Annotated in this window: 10 protein-coding genes and 1 pseudogene; 7 read left to right on the top strand and 4 right to left on the bottom strand. The window is 66.4% G+C overall.

What is annotated here, in order from left to right:
- Positions 1-131 precede the first annotated feature (131 nt).
- The 5 genes and pseudogenes from pssA to ACQZF9_RS07540 all read left to right on the top strand — a co-directional run.
- Positions 132-944, top strand: a complete 813-nt coding sequence (pssA, locus tag ACQZF9_RS07520) for a CDP-diacylglycerol--serine O-phosphatidyltransferase (RefSeq protein WP_428312625.1) — start codon at positions 132-134, stop codon at positions 942-944.
- A 426-nt stretch (positions 945-1,370) separates the two neighbouring features.
- Entirely contained in the window at positions 1,371-3,074 is a 1,704-nt protein-coding gene (gene leuA, locus ACQZF9_RS07525; RefSeq protein ID WP_428313388.1) for a 2-isopropylmalate synthase, read from the top strand.
- 106 nt (positions 3,075-3,180) lie between these two features.
- Positions 3,181-3,996 carry a uracil-DNA glycosylase family protein gene (locus ACQZF9_RS07530; RefSeq protein ID WP_428312626.1) on the top strand — a complete coding sequence of 272 codons (816 nt, stop codon included), beginning with the start codon at positions 3,181-3,183 and terminating at the stop codon, positions 3,994-3,996.
- A 7-nt stretch (positions 3,997-4,003) separates the two neighbouring features.
- Positions 4,004-4,513 (top strand): ribosomal protein S18-alanine N-acetyltransferase, encoded by a 510-nt coding sequence (rimI, locus tag ACQZF9_RS07535; RefSeq protein ID WP_428312627.1) that lies wholly within the window; start codon positions 4,004-4,006, stop codon positions 4,511-4,513.
- Positions 4,459-5,757 (top strand): annotated as a pseudogene (locus tag ACQZF9_RS07540) (MFS transporter); the annotation flags it as partial. The gene rimI and the pseudogene ACQZF9_RS07540, both read left to right, overlap by 55 nt.
- Positions 5,758-5,843: 86 nt before the next feature.
- Here ACQZF9_RS07540 and ACQZF9_RS07545 read toward each other — a convergent pair.
- Genes ACQZF9_RS07545 through ACQZF9_RS07555 form a run of 3 tightly spaced genes read right to left on the bottom strand, consistent with a single transcriptional unit; the run spans position 5,844 to position 9,740 of the window.
- Entirely contained in the window at positions 5,844-7,832 is a 1,989-nt protein-coding gene (locus ACQZF9_RS07545) for a transglutaminase TgpA family protein (RefSeq protein WP_428312628.1), read from the bottom strand.
- Entirely contained in the window at positions 7,829-8,848 is a 1,020-nt protein-coding gene (locus tag ACQZF9_RS07550) for a DUF58 domain-containing protein (RefSeq protein WP_428312629.1), read from the bottom strand. The genes ACQZF9_RS07545 and ACQZF9_RS07550 overlap by 4 nt, the downstream gene beginning before the upstream one ends.
- A complete protein-coding gene (locus tag ACQZF9_RS07555; protein WP_428312630.1) occupies positions 8,829-9,740 on the bottom strand; it encodes an AAA family ATPase in 912 nt (303 codons plus the stop codon). The genes ACQZF9_RS07550 and ACQZF9_RS07555 overlap by 20 nt, the downstream gene beginning before the upstream one ends.
- Before the next feature lie 241 nt (positions 9,741-9,981).
- Between ACQZF9_RS07555 and ACQZF9_RS07560 the strand changes: the two genes are divergently transcribed.
- Entirely contained in the window at positions 9,982-11,493 is a 1,512-nt protein-coding gene (locus ACQZF9_RS07560; RefSeq protein WP_428312631.1) for a DUF3336 domain-containing protein, read from the top strand.
- Between the two features lie 118 nt (positions 11,494-11,611).
- Positions 11,612-12,841, top strand: coding sequence for a diguanylate cyclase (locus ACQZF9_RS07565; RefSeq protein ID WP_428312632.1), 1,230 nt, complete (start codon positions 11,612-11,614; stop codon positions 12,839-12,841).
- On the opposite strand, the gene ACQZF9_RS07570 is transcribed toward ACQZF9_RS07565, so the two are convergent.
- On the bottom strand, positions 12,818-13,267 hold the full coding sequence (locus ACQZF9_RS07570) for an FxsA family protein (protein ID WP_428312633.1): 450 nt from the start codon (positions 13,265-13,267) through the stop codon (positions 12,818-12,820). The two genes, ACQZF9_RS07565 and ACQZF9_RS07570, sit on opposite strands and share 24 nt — an antisense overlap.
- Between the last annotated feature and the right edge of the window lie 190 nt (positions 13,268-13,457).

Consider the following 13,457-nt stretch of genomic DNA (forward strand, 5'->3'; position numbering starts at 1 on the left):
CGATATCAACGCCCTCACCCCAGCCCCTCTCCCGGTGGGAGAGGGGTTTTTCGTTTGTGGCGATCGTGGCGGCATTCAGCCGGCCACGGCTAAGATGATCCGATGACCATCCTGTTGCACGAGGCGCGAGCATGAGCGAGAACCCGGAAACCGTCGTACCGCGCAAGCGCCGCAAGGGCATCTACATCCTGCCCAATTTGTTCACGACGATGACCTTGTTCGGCGGCTTCTACGCGATCCTGATGGCCACCGACGGGCGCTTCGAGGCGGCCTGCATCGGCATCCTGGTGGCGATGGTCGCCGACGGTCTCGACGGCCGCATCGCGCGCATGACCGGTACCGCCAGCGACTTCGGCAAGGAATACGACTCGCTGTGCGACATGGTCGCGTTCGGCGTCGCGCCGGCGATCCTGGTCTACGCCTACAGCCTGCAATACCTGGCGGATTACCCCTGGCTCGGCGGCAAGCTCGGCTGGGTGATTTCGTTCGCCTACGCGGCCTGCGCGGCGATGCGACTGGCGCGCTTCAACGTGCTCGCGGCGATCGCCAGCAGCAACAAGGATTTCTTCGGCGTGCCCAGCCCCTCGGCGGCCGCGGTGGTGACGTTCTTCGTCTGGAGCTGCACCGACGACAGCCGCTCGCTGTTCGCCTGGATCACCGGCCGCGTGCCTTTCGACGGCCACGACGTCCTGGCCATCGCCGCGCCGCTGACGCTGCTGACCGCGCTGTCGATGGTGTCGAGCATCCGCTACAACAGCTTCAAGAAGCTCAACCTGCACGGCAGCGTGCGCTTCGCCACGTTTGCCGGCGTCGTCGGCGTGCTCGCGCTGGTCGCGATCGACCCGCCGCGCGTGCTGTTCCTGGCGTTCCTGGCGTATGCGTTGTCGGGGCCGGCGGCGGTGGTGTGGCGGCGCACGCGCAAGAAGCCGGCGTCAGCGGCATAAGCTAAGCCCGTTCGTCCCGAGTGCCCGCGTAGCGGGTGTATCGAGGGACCGCATCGAAGCGCGGTCCGATCCCTCGATACGCGGGCAAGCCCGCTACTCGGGAGGAACGGAGAGACCAATGGTGTGGACGGAAAGCCCTAAAGCTTTGCGCGCGACCCAAAATCTCTTAAACTCCCAGTCATGATCAGCGCCCGCAACCCTGTTGCCTCCAAGCTCGGCTCCCAGCCGCAGCTGGCGCTTGCGCTTCGTCTTTCGCTTCTGCTTCTGCCGTAAGGCAGACCAGAACGCATACGGCCGCACGGGGCCAATAAACCGTGCAAAACCTCGAAACTCAAAACCACCGGCCGCCGCAGGCACGATGCTGTCTCCTTGCGGCTGCCCGATCGGGCGCTTAGCCCGAGCCTCACCGGAATACACGCCATGGCCATGCTGAAAAACCCTGCCACGAAATATCGCAGCTTCCCGCCGATCGGTCTGCGCGACCGCACCTGGCCCGACGTCGTCGTGACGCGCCCGCCGATCTGGTGCAGCGTCGATCTTCGCGACGGCAACCAGGCGCTGATCGAGCCGATGAACGCCGAGCGCAAGCTGCGCATGTTCAAGATGCTGGTGAAGCTGGGCTTCAAGGAGATCGAGATTGGCTTCCCGTCGGCCTCGCAGATCGAGTTCGACTTCATGCGCCAGCTGATCGAGGGCGGCCATATTCCGGACGACGTCACGATCCAGGTGCTGACGCCGGCGCGCGAGGCGCTGATCCGCCGCACGTTCGAGGCGATGAAGGGCGCCAGGAACGTGATCCTGCATTACTACCACGCGGTCGCGCCGGTGATGCGCAACGTCGTGTTCAACCTGAGCAAGGAGCAGGTGATCGCCGAGCTGACGGTGCCGCACGCGATCCTGGTGAAAGAGCTGGCGGCGGCGCAGCCGGAGACGAAATGGACCTTCCAGTATTCGCCGGAGATGTTCTCCGACGCCGAGCTGGAATTCTCCAAGGCCTGCGTCGATGCGGTCACCGACATCTGGCGGTCGTCACCGACGAACCGCTGCATCATCAACCTGCCGACGACGATCGAGCATTCCACGCCGAACATCTACGCCGACATGATCGAGTGGATGCATCGCAACCTGCAGCGCCGCGACGGCATCGTGCTGTCGGCGCATCCGCACAACGACCGCGGTACCGGCATCGCCACCGCCGAGCTGGCGATGATGGCCGGCATCGATCGCGTCGAAGGCTGCCTGTTCGGCAACGGCGAGCGCACCGGCAACGTCGACATCGTCAACCTGGCGCTGAACCTGTATTCGCAGGGCGTCGATCCCGGCCTGGATTTCTCCGACATCGACGCGGTGCGCGAGACCGTCGAGTACTGCAACCAGCTGCCGGTGCATCCGCGCCATCCCTATGTCGGCGACCTGGTCTACACCTCGTTCTCGGGCAGCCACCAGGACGCGATCAAGAAGGCCTTCGCCGCGCGCAAGGACGGCGACATCTGGGACATGCCGTACCTGCCGATCGACCCCAAGGATCTGGGCCGCAGCTACGAGGCGGTGATTCGCGTCAATTCGCAGAGCGGCAAGGGCGGCATCACCTATCTGCTCGAGCAGGAGTACGGGCTGAAGCTGCCGCGCCGCCTGCAGATCGAGTTCAGCCAGATCGTGCAGGAGGCGATGGACGAATCCGGCAAGGAAGTCAGCGCCGCCGACATCTGGGCGATCTTCGACAAGGCTTATTTGCAGGCGCAGCAGCCCTACGGCTATGTCGCGCATCACCTGGTCGAGGACTCGTCGCGCAACCAGGTGGACCTCTCCACCGAGATCAGCATCGATGGCCGCCGCAGCAAGCTGCAGGGCAAGGGCAACGGCCCGATCGACGCTTTCGTTGCCGGCCTTGCGCAGATCATCGGCCAGCCGATCGGCATCGTCGATTACGCCGAGCACGCGATCGGCGCCGGCGCCGATGCGGCCGCGGTGACCTACATCGAGCTGAAAATCGGTGAGCCGCTGTCCGGTCAGAAGACCGTGTTCGGCGTCGCTCGCGATGCGAACATCGTCACTGCCTCGCTGAAGGCGATCCTGTCCGGCGTCAATCGCGTGCTGTCGCAGCGCGCGAAGATCAAGGCGGTCGCGTGATCCTGTAGGAGCGGGCTTGCCCGCGACTCGCCCCTTTGCAGGGCACAGTCGCGGGCAAGCCCGCTCCTACAGGCGGTAGTGGCGGCGACGGCGATACAATCCGCAGATGGACCCCGCACGTCGCCGCCAGTACCTGAAAGCCCTGGGCATCGAGACCTTCGTGCGGCGTTCGCTGGCCGACGAGGTCGCGGAGCCGGTGTCGGTCGAGGTCATTGAAGCGCCGCGCGCTGCGCCGCCGCGCGTCGCCGATCGCGCAGTCGAGCCGGCGCCGCGCGACTTCAGTCGTCCCAAGGCCGTCCCGCCGCCACAGCCGGTCGCCAGCCCGGTGATCGCGTCGACGCCGGCCGTCGACGTGCCCAAAGACTGGGCCGGCCTGCGCGAGATGGTGCGTGACTGCCCGCGCTGCAAGCTCTGCGCGACGCGCACGCAGACGGTGTTCGGCGTCGGCGTCGAGAACGCGCCGCTGATGGTCGTCGGCGAAGGCCCGGGTGCCGACGAGGACCGCCGGGGCGAGCCCTTCGTCGGCCGCGCCGGCCAGCTGCTCGACCAGATGCTGAAAGCCATCGGCCGCTCGCGCGCCGACAACACCTACATCGCCAACGTGGTGAAGTGCCGGCCGCCGGGCAATCGCGACCCGGAAGCCGACGAGGTCGAAGCCTGCCGTCCGTACCTGGATCGCCAGATCGAGCTGATCAAGCCCAAGCTGATCGTCGGCCTGGGTCGCGTCGCGGCGCAACGCCTGCTGCAGACCAGCGAGCCGCTGTCGAAGCTGCGCGGCCCGCTGCACGAATACGGGCCGACGAAGACGCCGGTGTTCATCACTTATCACCCGGCTTACCTGCTGCGCAGCCCGCGTGAAAAAGCCAAGAGCTGGCAGGACCTGAAGCGCATTCACCAGCTGCTGTCGAACACCGACGGATGAGCGGCGGATGAGCCCGCCGCTGCGGTTGCTGCCGATGGGCACCGGGCACCTGCCGGCGGTACTGGCGATCGAGCGCCGCGCCTACGAATTCCCGTGGACCGAGGCCAATTTCCGCGATTCGCTGCACGCCGGCTATTCGAGCTGGGTGCTGCTCGACGGCGATGTCGTGCAGGGCTACGCGCTGATGAGCATGGCGGTCGGCGAGGCGCAGATCCTGAATATCTGCGTGTCACCGTCACGGCGTCGCGAAGGCCTCGGCCGCCAGCTGATCGAGCATCTGCTGCTGATTGCGCGCGCCGCGCAGATGGAGCGCATGTTCCTCGAAGTGCGGCCGTCGAACAGCGGCGCGCTGAAGCTCTACGCGGCCTATGGTTTCGACCTGGTCGGGCGCCGCAAGCACTATTACCGCGCCGCCGACAAGGGCACCGAAGACGCGCTGGTGCTGGCGCGCGACATCGGCGACATCAATCATTCACCGCATACCGATCGCGGCCATCGCGCCGGAGACTCCGCGTGACGCCAGAACGACGCCGTCAATACGCCTGGGCAATGTACGACTGGGGCAACAGCGCGTTCGCGACCACGGTCGTCGCCGGCCTGTTTCCGATTTTCTTCGAGCAGTACTGGGCCAGCACGCTGGACTCGGGCACGCGCACCTTCTGGCTCGGCGTCGCCAGCTCGGCATCGAGCCTGGCGGTGGTGATCCTGGCGCCGCTGCTCGGCAGCGTCGCCGATCGCGGCGGGCTGAAGAAGCGTTTTCTCGCGGTGTTCACCGCGCTGGGCGTGCTCAGCACGGCGGCGTTCTACTGGGTCGGGCAGGGCGAGTGGATGATCGCCACGGTGCTGTTCACGCTCGGCTCGATCGGCTTTCAGGCCGGCACCAGTTTTTACGATTCGCTGATCGTCAACGTCGCCCGCGACGAGGAAATGGATCACGTGTCCTCGCTCGGCTACGGCCTGGGCTATCTCGGCGGCGGCGCGCTGTTCGCGCTGAACGTCGTCATGGTGCTGAAGCCGGCGCTGTTCGGACTGTCCGGGCCGGCGGCGGCGACGCAGCTGTCGTTCCTGCTGGTGGCGATCTGGTGGGCGCTGTTCTCGATCCCGCTGTTTCGCGCGGTGCCGGAGCAGCGCGTCGGCCACGCCAGCATGCTGGCGGATTTTCGCGCCGGCTTCGGCCAGCTGGCGGCGACAATACGCGAGCTGCGCAAGCTCAAACCGGTGTGGATGTTCCTGTTCGCGTACTGGCTGTACATCGACGGCGTCGACACCATCGTGCGGATGGCGGTGGATTACGGCCTCGCGCTGGGCTTCCCCTCGTCCAGCCTGATCACCGCGTTGCTGATGGTGCAGTTCATCGGCTTTCCGGCGGCGATCGCCTTTGGTTTCATCGCCGGCAAGATCGGCACCAAGCGCGCGTTATACCTGTCGCTGACGGTCTACATCGGCGTCACCACCTATGCCTACCTGATGCAGACCGTCACCCAGTTCTACATCATGGCGGCGGCGATCGGCCTGGTGCAGGGCGGCGTGCAGGCGCTGTCGCGGTCTTATTACGCGAGACTGATCCCGGCGGAAAAATCCGGCGAATTCTTCGGTTTCTACAACATGCTCGGCAAGTTCGCCGCGGTGCTGGGGCCGATCGCGGTCGGCGTCACCAAGCTGCTGACCGGCGATGCGCGCCTGTCGATCCTGATCCTGGTGCTGTTCTTCGTCGTCGGCATGATCCTGCTGTCGCGCGTGCCGGATCCGAAAGCCGCGTAACGACTACCCGACCCAAACCCGTTCGTCCCGAGTAGCCGGGCTCGCCCGGCGTATCGAGGGAGCGGACCGCCCTTTCACGACCCGCCCTACGACAGCGGTGAGCGCGCTGCGTGTTCCAACGCCTTCATCGAAGCCGCATCGCCTTCGTAACGCACACGCAGATACGCCGCGAGCAGGCGCTGCAAAGGCTCACGCAGATCCGGCCGCGTGATCAGCACGCGCTGCACGAAGTCGCGCGCGCCTTCATCCGGCCGCTGCTGAAAGCCGAGTTTCTGCAGCGGCCGCAGGCCGCGCTGCCATAGCTGCAGTGCCGGGTCCAGCGGTGCCGGCGCGTTGCGGCGCATCAGCGCGATGCCGAGCACCGCCAGCAGCGTCGTCACCGTGCCGGTCAGCGCCAGCAGCATCGATTGCCAGTCGCCGAGGCCGATGCGGCTGAGGAAGTCGCGCTGCTGGTCGGTACCGTAGCCGAGCACCAAGCCGTTCCAGCGCGCGTCGATCCAGTCCCAGCTCGACTCCAGCCGGTAGCGCAGTGCCGACCAGTCGAGTTCGCCCAACGCGGCGCTGCTGCCGGCGCGGAAGTTGCGCGACTCGCTGACGCTGCGATCGACTCGCTCCGGCGACACCGCCGAGGTCGGATCGACGCGCACCCAGCCCTGATCCGCGATCCACACCTCGCTCCAGGCGTGCGCATTGGCCTGACGGATCACGTACCAGTCGCCGAACGGATTGCGGTCGCCGCCGGCGTAGCCGGTGACGACTCTTGCCGGAATGCCGGCGGCGCGCATCAGGTAGGTGAAAGCGCCGGCGTAGTGCTCGCAGTAACCGGCGCGCGTGCCGAACAGGAAGGCGTCGATGCGATCGCCGTTCTGGTTGCCGAGCGAGGGCGGTGACAGCGTGTACGCAAACGGTGCCTGGTGAAACAGGGCCAGCGCGGCGCGGACGACGTCCATGTCGCTGTGCGCGTTGCCGCGCCATTGCCTGGCCAGTGCCGACGCACGCGGATTGCCGCGCGGCGGCAGCGCCAGCGTGGCGTCGCGCAAGCTGTCCGGGAGCCGTGTCTGCAGCCGGTAACGCGGCTGCGACACCAGCGCGTAGCGGCGCAGTTCGCGCACCGGCTCGTTCGACACCAGCTGATATTCCGCGGTCAGTCGCGTGCGCTCGGGCAGCTGCGTCGCCGCCGGCAGATCGAGTGCGAACAGCCAGTTCTGACGGGTCGGCTCCAGCGTGATTTCGTAGCGTAGCGGCGTGCCGTCGAGCTGCGCGTCCGGCAGCGGCGCGCGCGCCAGCCGTTGCGAGGCGCGCCAGGTGATGCCGTCGAAATCGGTCAGCAAGGGGCCGCGCCAGTAGCGCTGGCTTTCCGGCGGCGCCGCATCGACGAAGCGCACGCGGAACGCGATGTCCTCGGACAGCGCCAGCTGGCTGATGTCGCCGGGCGACATCGTGTCGCTCAGGCCCGAGCGCGAACTGCCGGCGTCGTCCGGCAAGGTCCACAGCGGGCCGGGCAGGCGCGGGAACAGCACGAACATCAGCAGCATCAGCGGCAGCGACTGCAGCACCAGCGTCGATGCCAGCCGCAGCGCCATTTTCAAGGGCCGCGATTCGCCCTCGTGATGCACGTCGATCAGCAGCGCGGTGATGCTGATCGTCGAGATCAGCAAATAGGCGACGGTCCACAGCTCCTGCGAGTACAGAAAGTGCGTGACCAGCAGGAAATACAGCAGGAACACCGTGACCATGACGTCGCGGCGCTCGCGCAGCTCGGTCAGTTTCAGCGACAGCATCACCACCAGCAGCGCGACGCCGGCGTTCTGGCCCCAGACACGACCATAAGTGGCGAACACCGCGGCGAACACGCCCAGCGTCAGCGCCACCTTGATCAGCGGATGCGGCATGCGCCAGTGACGCAGCGCCGCGGTGCCGCGCCACAGCGCGATCGCCAGCACCAGCGTCGCCTCCCAGAGCGGCAGGCGAAACAGATGCGGAGCGATCACCAGCAGCATCACCGCCAGCAGCCGCAGCAGGCTGCGCTGCGGCAGATGTTCGACGGTGCGGGCGCTGCGCCGGCTCTTGCTCATCGCGTCGTCGCCGTCGGCGAGCCGAACAGCGCCATCGCGCCGAGGCAGGCATGCACGTGGTTGCGGCCGGTCGCCGGTGCGATCTCGACCCCGGGCAGACGCAGACCGAAAACGACAGACTCAGCGTCGGCGTCGAGCACCCAGCGCGCCAGTTGCGACAGCCGCGCTTCGACCCCGAGTTGCGGCAGCGCGTCGAAGTCCAGCCACAGTTCCGGCGAAGCGCTGTCGCTGAACTGCTTGACCATCGGCGGCTGCGCCTTGCCCAGGCTCTTCCAGTGCACCAGGCGCAGCGAATCGCCGGCGCGATACGCGCGCAGGCCGGCGAATTCTTCCTGTCCGTCACCGCCGCCGCTGGCATCGAAGCCGGTGCCGCCGCTGCGATCGGGCTTGATGCCCGCATCCACCGGCAGCGGATAGACCAGGCCCTGCAGCTCCAGCTCGATCCAGGTCCAGGCGCGAAAAAGGCCGAGTGGAAATTCGGTGGACAGATTGAGCATTCCGCAGTCCTGCCAGCCGCGTCGCAGCGCCGGTGCTTCCAGCCTCAGGCCGATCTGCGACTGTGCATCGGCATCGCCGCTGCTGCTCGCCGGCCGTCGCGGCCAGCCGAGCTGCAGGTCGTAGCGCCGACGCTTCGACGGATTGGCGATCAGCACTTCGAACTGCAGGGTTTCGCCGGCATAAACCGGCTCGACGTGGCCGCCTTGCAAGCGCAGATCGACCAGGTTGGCGTGCGTGTGGTGCATGCATACCAGGCCCAGCGCGGCCAGCAGAAACGTCAGCGCGAAGGCCATGCTGTTGGAGTAGTTGGTCGCGCCCAGCAGCATCACGAACGTCATCAACGCGAAGCCGTAACCGAAGCGCGTCGGCAGGATGTAGATGCGCGTGCGCGGCACGACGGCGACGCGCTGTTTCTTCACGCGGCGCAGGATCCAGGCGTCGATGCGCGAGCCGATCCAGCGTCTGCGTAGCCCGGGTGAAACCCGGGTTGCACCCGGGCTACGGGATGGCGACGGCACGCAGCACTTCTTCTGCGTTCGGCGCGCTGCCGGCGCGCTCGGGCGCCGCGATCAGCCGATGCCCCGCGACCGCGACGAACACCGCCTGCACGTCTTCCGGCAGCGTGGCGCGGCGCCCGTCGACCAGCGCCCAGGCTTGCGCCGCGTGAGCCAGCGCCAGTCCCGCACGCGGTGACAGGCCGTGGCGCAGCGCCGGATGCTCGCGCGTGTAGCGCAGCAGCGCCAGCAGGTAATCGATCAGCGCCGGCGCGGTGTGTACGCGGCGCACCTGGTTCTGCAATTCGATCAGCGACTCCGGCGCGAGTGTCGGCGCCAGATCCTGCAACAGGTCGCGACGTTCCGGCTCGATCAGCAGCGCGCGTTCCGCGGCGGGTGAGGGATAGCCCATCGAGATGCGCATCAGAAACCGGTCGAGCTGCGATTCCGGCAGCGGAAACACGCCGATCTGCGAATGCGGGTTCTGCGTGGCGACGACGAAGAACGGCTGCGGCAGCGCGCGCGTTTCACCTTCGGCGCTGACCTGGCGTTCTTCCATCGCCTCCAGCAGCGCCGACTGCGTCTTCGGACTGGCGCGATTGATTTCATCGGCGAGCAGCAGCTGCGTGAACACCGGGCCGGCGTGAAAGCGGAACGAGGTGCTGGAGGCGTCGAAGATCGACACGCCGATGATGTCCGCCGGCAGCAGATCGCTGGTGAACTGCAGCCGCTGGAACTGCAGGCCGAGCACTCTTGCCAGCGCCAGCGCGAGTGTGGTCTTGCCGACGCCGGGAATGTCCTCGACCAGCAGATGGCCGCGCGCCAGCAGGCAGGACAGCGCCAGCCGCAGCTGCGTGTCCTTGCCGAGCACGATGCCGGACAGTGATTGGAGCGTGTCTCTGATGACGGCTTGCATGGCGGTAGTGATGGTCCAACAGAACTTGGATGGGGACTGCGGAAGTGTCGCAGCCCGGCCTGCGATGCAGACTATTACAGACGACCGGTCATGCCGGTATCGCTGCCGTTCATCGTGACTTTAAGCGTCAATAGTGAAATCAGCCCCAGGCGGTAGCAGCGGCCTGACGAGTAGCCAATCGATCATTGCGGCACCTGGGTAAATGGGTAACCATTCAGCCGACTGATAAAGAGGACGCACCGTGGACCACGATGTACGCGCCGTGCATGAAGCAATGCACCGCGCCTCGGATTACAAAACCTGGAGCGAGGCGGCGAGCGAACTCGACAAGTTCGACGGCCTCGACGACTGGAAAGCCGACGAAGCCTCCGATCACTACGACTGGCGCCTGATCCGCAGCCGGCTGCGCCAGATCCGCAACTTCCGCGCAGACAAGCAGACGCTGAAGCTGGTGCACCACCTGCGCCAGGGCCTGCACTGGAACCTCGGCAACATCGGCAATCCCTCGCTGTATCGTTGCGCGCGCATCGGCACCAAGACGCTGATCGCCGAATACGTACACGAAGTCTGCGACGCGCTCGAAGAACTGGCGGCCTCCGATCTGCCGGAATTTCCGCAGGCCGACAAGCACAAGTTCTTTCACGATGTCGCGCTGAGCTACGGCCGCTCGGCGCTGATGCTGTCCGGCGGCGCGACGCTCGGCCTGTTTCATGTCGGCGTGGTGCGTGCGCTGTATCGCGAAGGCGTGCTGCCGGAAGTGATGTCGGGTTCCAGCGCCGGCTCGATCGTCGCGGCCACCGTCGGCAGCCGCCGCGCCGACGATCTGGAAGAGCTGCTCGATCCGCAGAACGCCTACTACCACTTCTGGCGAGTGTTGCCGCTGCGGCAGATGCTCAAGCGCGGCTCGATGATGGACCAGACGCAGCTGCGCCGCGCGATCGCCAAGAACATCCGCGATCTGACTTTCGAGGAGGCCTACAAGCTCAGCGGCCGCGCGATCAACATCACCGTGTCGCCGGCCGGCAGCAACCAGCAGCCGAAGCTGCTGAACTACCTGACCTTCCCTTACCTGTATCTGCGCGAAGCGGTGCTGGCGAGTTGCGCCGTACCGGTGCTGTTCCCGCCGGTGATGCTGATGAGCAGCGACGAAGTCGGCAACCGCACACCGTACATGCCGCTGCTGCGCTGGAACGACGGCTCGCTGAAATCCGATCTGCCGATGCTGCGCCTGCGCCGGCTGCACAACGTCAACCACTTCATCGTCAGCCAGACCAATCCGCACGTGCTGCCGTTCGTGTCCGAGCGCGAGCCGGGCACCAGGGGCCTGCGCAATTCGGCGCGCGACTATGCTTATTCCACGGTGCGTTCGCAGACCACCAGCGTGCTGAACTTTGCGCGCGCCAATCTGCCGATCAAGCGCCTGCACCGGCCGCTCGATGCCGCGACCAGCATCCTCGACCAGGACTATCGCGGCAACATCAATATCTACCCGGAAGCCAGCCTGTGGCGCTACATCCAGGTGACGAGCAATCCGACGCTCGACAACGTGCGCCGCTTCCTGCTCGAAGGCGAGCGCGCGGCCTGGGCGCGGGTCGAGATGATCCGCACGCAGACCGCGATCAGCATGACCCTGGAGCGTTGCCTGGAGGCGGTGGAGACCGCCGGTGCCAGCAGCACCCGGCGCAAGCTGCAGGGCGTGGCGCTGAAAGTGGTGCGCGACCGCTCCGGTGGCGTGGCGGTGCCGCGCCGCTGATCGGCGTGCTGCATCCGGCGCTTCTGGGCCGTCGTATAAAAATCGAGCAGGCAAGTTCCTAGTCTGAGCCCGTAATGGACGCGGGGCATGAATCCAGGATCGGATGTAAGGATCCAAAATGAGCGAGCTGAGCCAGCTCGAGGACATACGCAAGCAGCGCGCGTATGGCAAACGTTTTTCTCCGTCGCTGGAGGCCGATTTTCGCGACACGCAGCGCCGCCGTCACCGACTCGGCCGGGTCGTCACGTTCGTGATTCAGGCGTTGTGCATCGGCGGTGCGCCCTGGTACGGCAGCCAGCTGTTCGCTCCGCAAGCCTGGCTGCGGCCGTGGCTGATGCTCGGCGACAGTGCGCTGGCGCTGCTGCTGCTGGTGACCGCGTTTGCCACCTACCGCCGTCACGATGTCCGGCAGACGCAGATCTTCCAGGCCACCTCGGTGATCGCCGTCGCCTGGGGCGCGCTGTTCCTGCGCTACCTGTCGTTCCACGGTCTGCTCGACTGGCCACCCGAAATCATCAGCGTGCTGATCCTGTCGACCGTCGTTTTCGGCGGATTCAGCTGGATCCGCATGGCCGTTGGCGCGATCTTCAGCTTCGGCCTGGCGTCGGCGATGGAGCTGTATTTCAACGGCGTCAACCAGGCCAGCGCGCTGACCGTGTTCAGCCTGTCCTTCATGGGGCTGATCGCGGCGTTCGCGGTTTACGTGCACGAGATGCTGTCGCGCGTCGCCTGGGTCAATCTGCGCTACGCCGACGCGCTGGCACGCACCGATCCGCTGACCGGGCTGTCGACGCGCGCCGAGTTCAACCGCGTGTTCAACAGCCGCCTGGCGCAGGCGCGTCGCGATCGTCGCCGCGTCGCCGTGCTGCTGCTGGACATCGACCACTTCAAGATCGTCAACGACAGCTACGGCCATCTGTTCGGCGACGTGGTGCTGCACGACGTCGGCAAATTGATCCGGCAGGACTTCGCGCGGCGGCCGCTGGACCTGCGCGTGCGCTTCGGCGGCGAGGAGGTCGCGATCCTGTGGTACGACATCGACGAGCGCCTGGTCCACGTGCTCGCCGAGCGCCTGCTGGAGTCGATCCGCGCGCTGGTGCTGGTCGATCCGACCACCGGCAAGGCCGTGCCTGTCACTGCCAGCATCGGCCTCACCTGGCTGCAGCCGCGCGACGGAATCACCCCGGTCGCGGTGCTGAAAAAAGCCGACGAGCTGCTCTATCAGGCCAAGCGCAAGGGCCGCGATCGCGTCGTCGTCCAGCCTTACTACGACGATATCGACGACACCGAAAGAGCGAGCAGCGACGAAGCCTACGAGCGTGAGCTAGCGAGATTTGGTCACGCCTGAGCGGTCACCGGCGCTTTTGCCGCTCTTGCGGCGAAATTCGCCTTCCAGCGTGACCGGCTGCTTCAGGTCCGGGCGCGCCTTGGCCAGGCCTTCGCCCAGCCGCTGCGCCATGCGCTTGCGCAGCCCGAACAGCAGCAGGCTCAGCGCGACGCCGTCGGACAGCACGCCGGGCACGATCAGCAGCAGGCCCGACATCAGCACCACCAGGCCTTCGAGCAGGATCGGTGCCGGCAACTCGCCGCGCGCGGTCGCCATCTGCAGTTCGCGGATCGTACGGATGCCCTGGCGCTGGATCATGGTCACGCCGCCGATCGCCGCCGCCAGCAACCAGGCCAGCACCCAGCCACCGCCGATCCACTCGGTCAGCCGGCTGATCAGCCAGGCTTCGAGCGCGATCCAGCCGAACAGCAGGATGATGATGGGCATGGTCAGTGGCTTCCGGTATCAGTCGTTAGCGATCCGGTCCCTCGATACGGCTCGCCAGCGAGCCTACTCGGGACGAACGGAGCGGGTTTTTCGCGATGCCTGAACCAAACCCCCGTTCGTCCCGAGTAGCCGGGCTTGCCCGGCGTATCGAGGGAGCGGACCGCGCCCGGTGTGTCCCTCGATACGTTCC

The organism is Hydrocarboniphaga sp. (assembly GCF_965279055.1).
Lineage (GTDB): Bacteria > Pseudomonadota > Gammaproteobacteria > Nevskiales > Nevskiaceae > Hydrocarboniphaga.

What these genes read in the sequence shown, in the direction of transcription:
- pssA (WP_428312625.1), top strand. Translation starts at nt 132, where the DNA reads ATGAGCGAGAACCCGGAAACCGTCGTACCGCGCAAGCGCCGCAAGGGC.
- leuA (WP_428313388.1), top strand. Translation starts at nt 1,371, where the DNA reads ATGCTGAAAAACCCTGCCACGAAATATCGCAGCTTCCCGCCGATCGGT.
- ACQZF9_RS07530 (WP_428312626.1), top strand. Translation starts at nt 3,181, where the DNA reads ATGGACCCCGCACGTCGCCGCCAGTACCTGAAAGCCCTGGGCATCGAG.
- rimI (WP_428312627.1), top strand. Translation starts at nt 4,004, where the DNA reads ATGAGCCCGCCGCTGCGGTTGCTGCCGATGGGCACCGGGCACCTGCCG.
- ACQZF9_RS07545 (WP_428312628.1), bottom strand. Translation starts at nt 7,832, where the DNA reads ATGAGCAAGAGCCGGCGCAGCGCCCGCACCGTCGAACATCTGCCGCAG.
- ACQZF9_RS07555 (WP_428312630.1), bottom strand. Translation starts at nt 9,740, where the DNA reads ATGCAAGCCGTCATCAGAGACACGCTCCAATCACTGTCCGGCATCGTG.
- ACQZF9_RS07565 (WP_428312632.1), top strand. Translation starts at nt 11,612, where the DNA reads ATGAGCGAGCTGAGCCAGCTCGAGGACATACGCAAGCAGCGCGCGTAT.
- ACQZF9_RS07570 (WP_428312633.1), bottom strand. Translation starts at nt 13,267, where the DNA reads ATGCCCATCATCATCCTGCTGTTCGGCTGGATCGCGCTCGAAGCCTGG.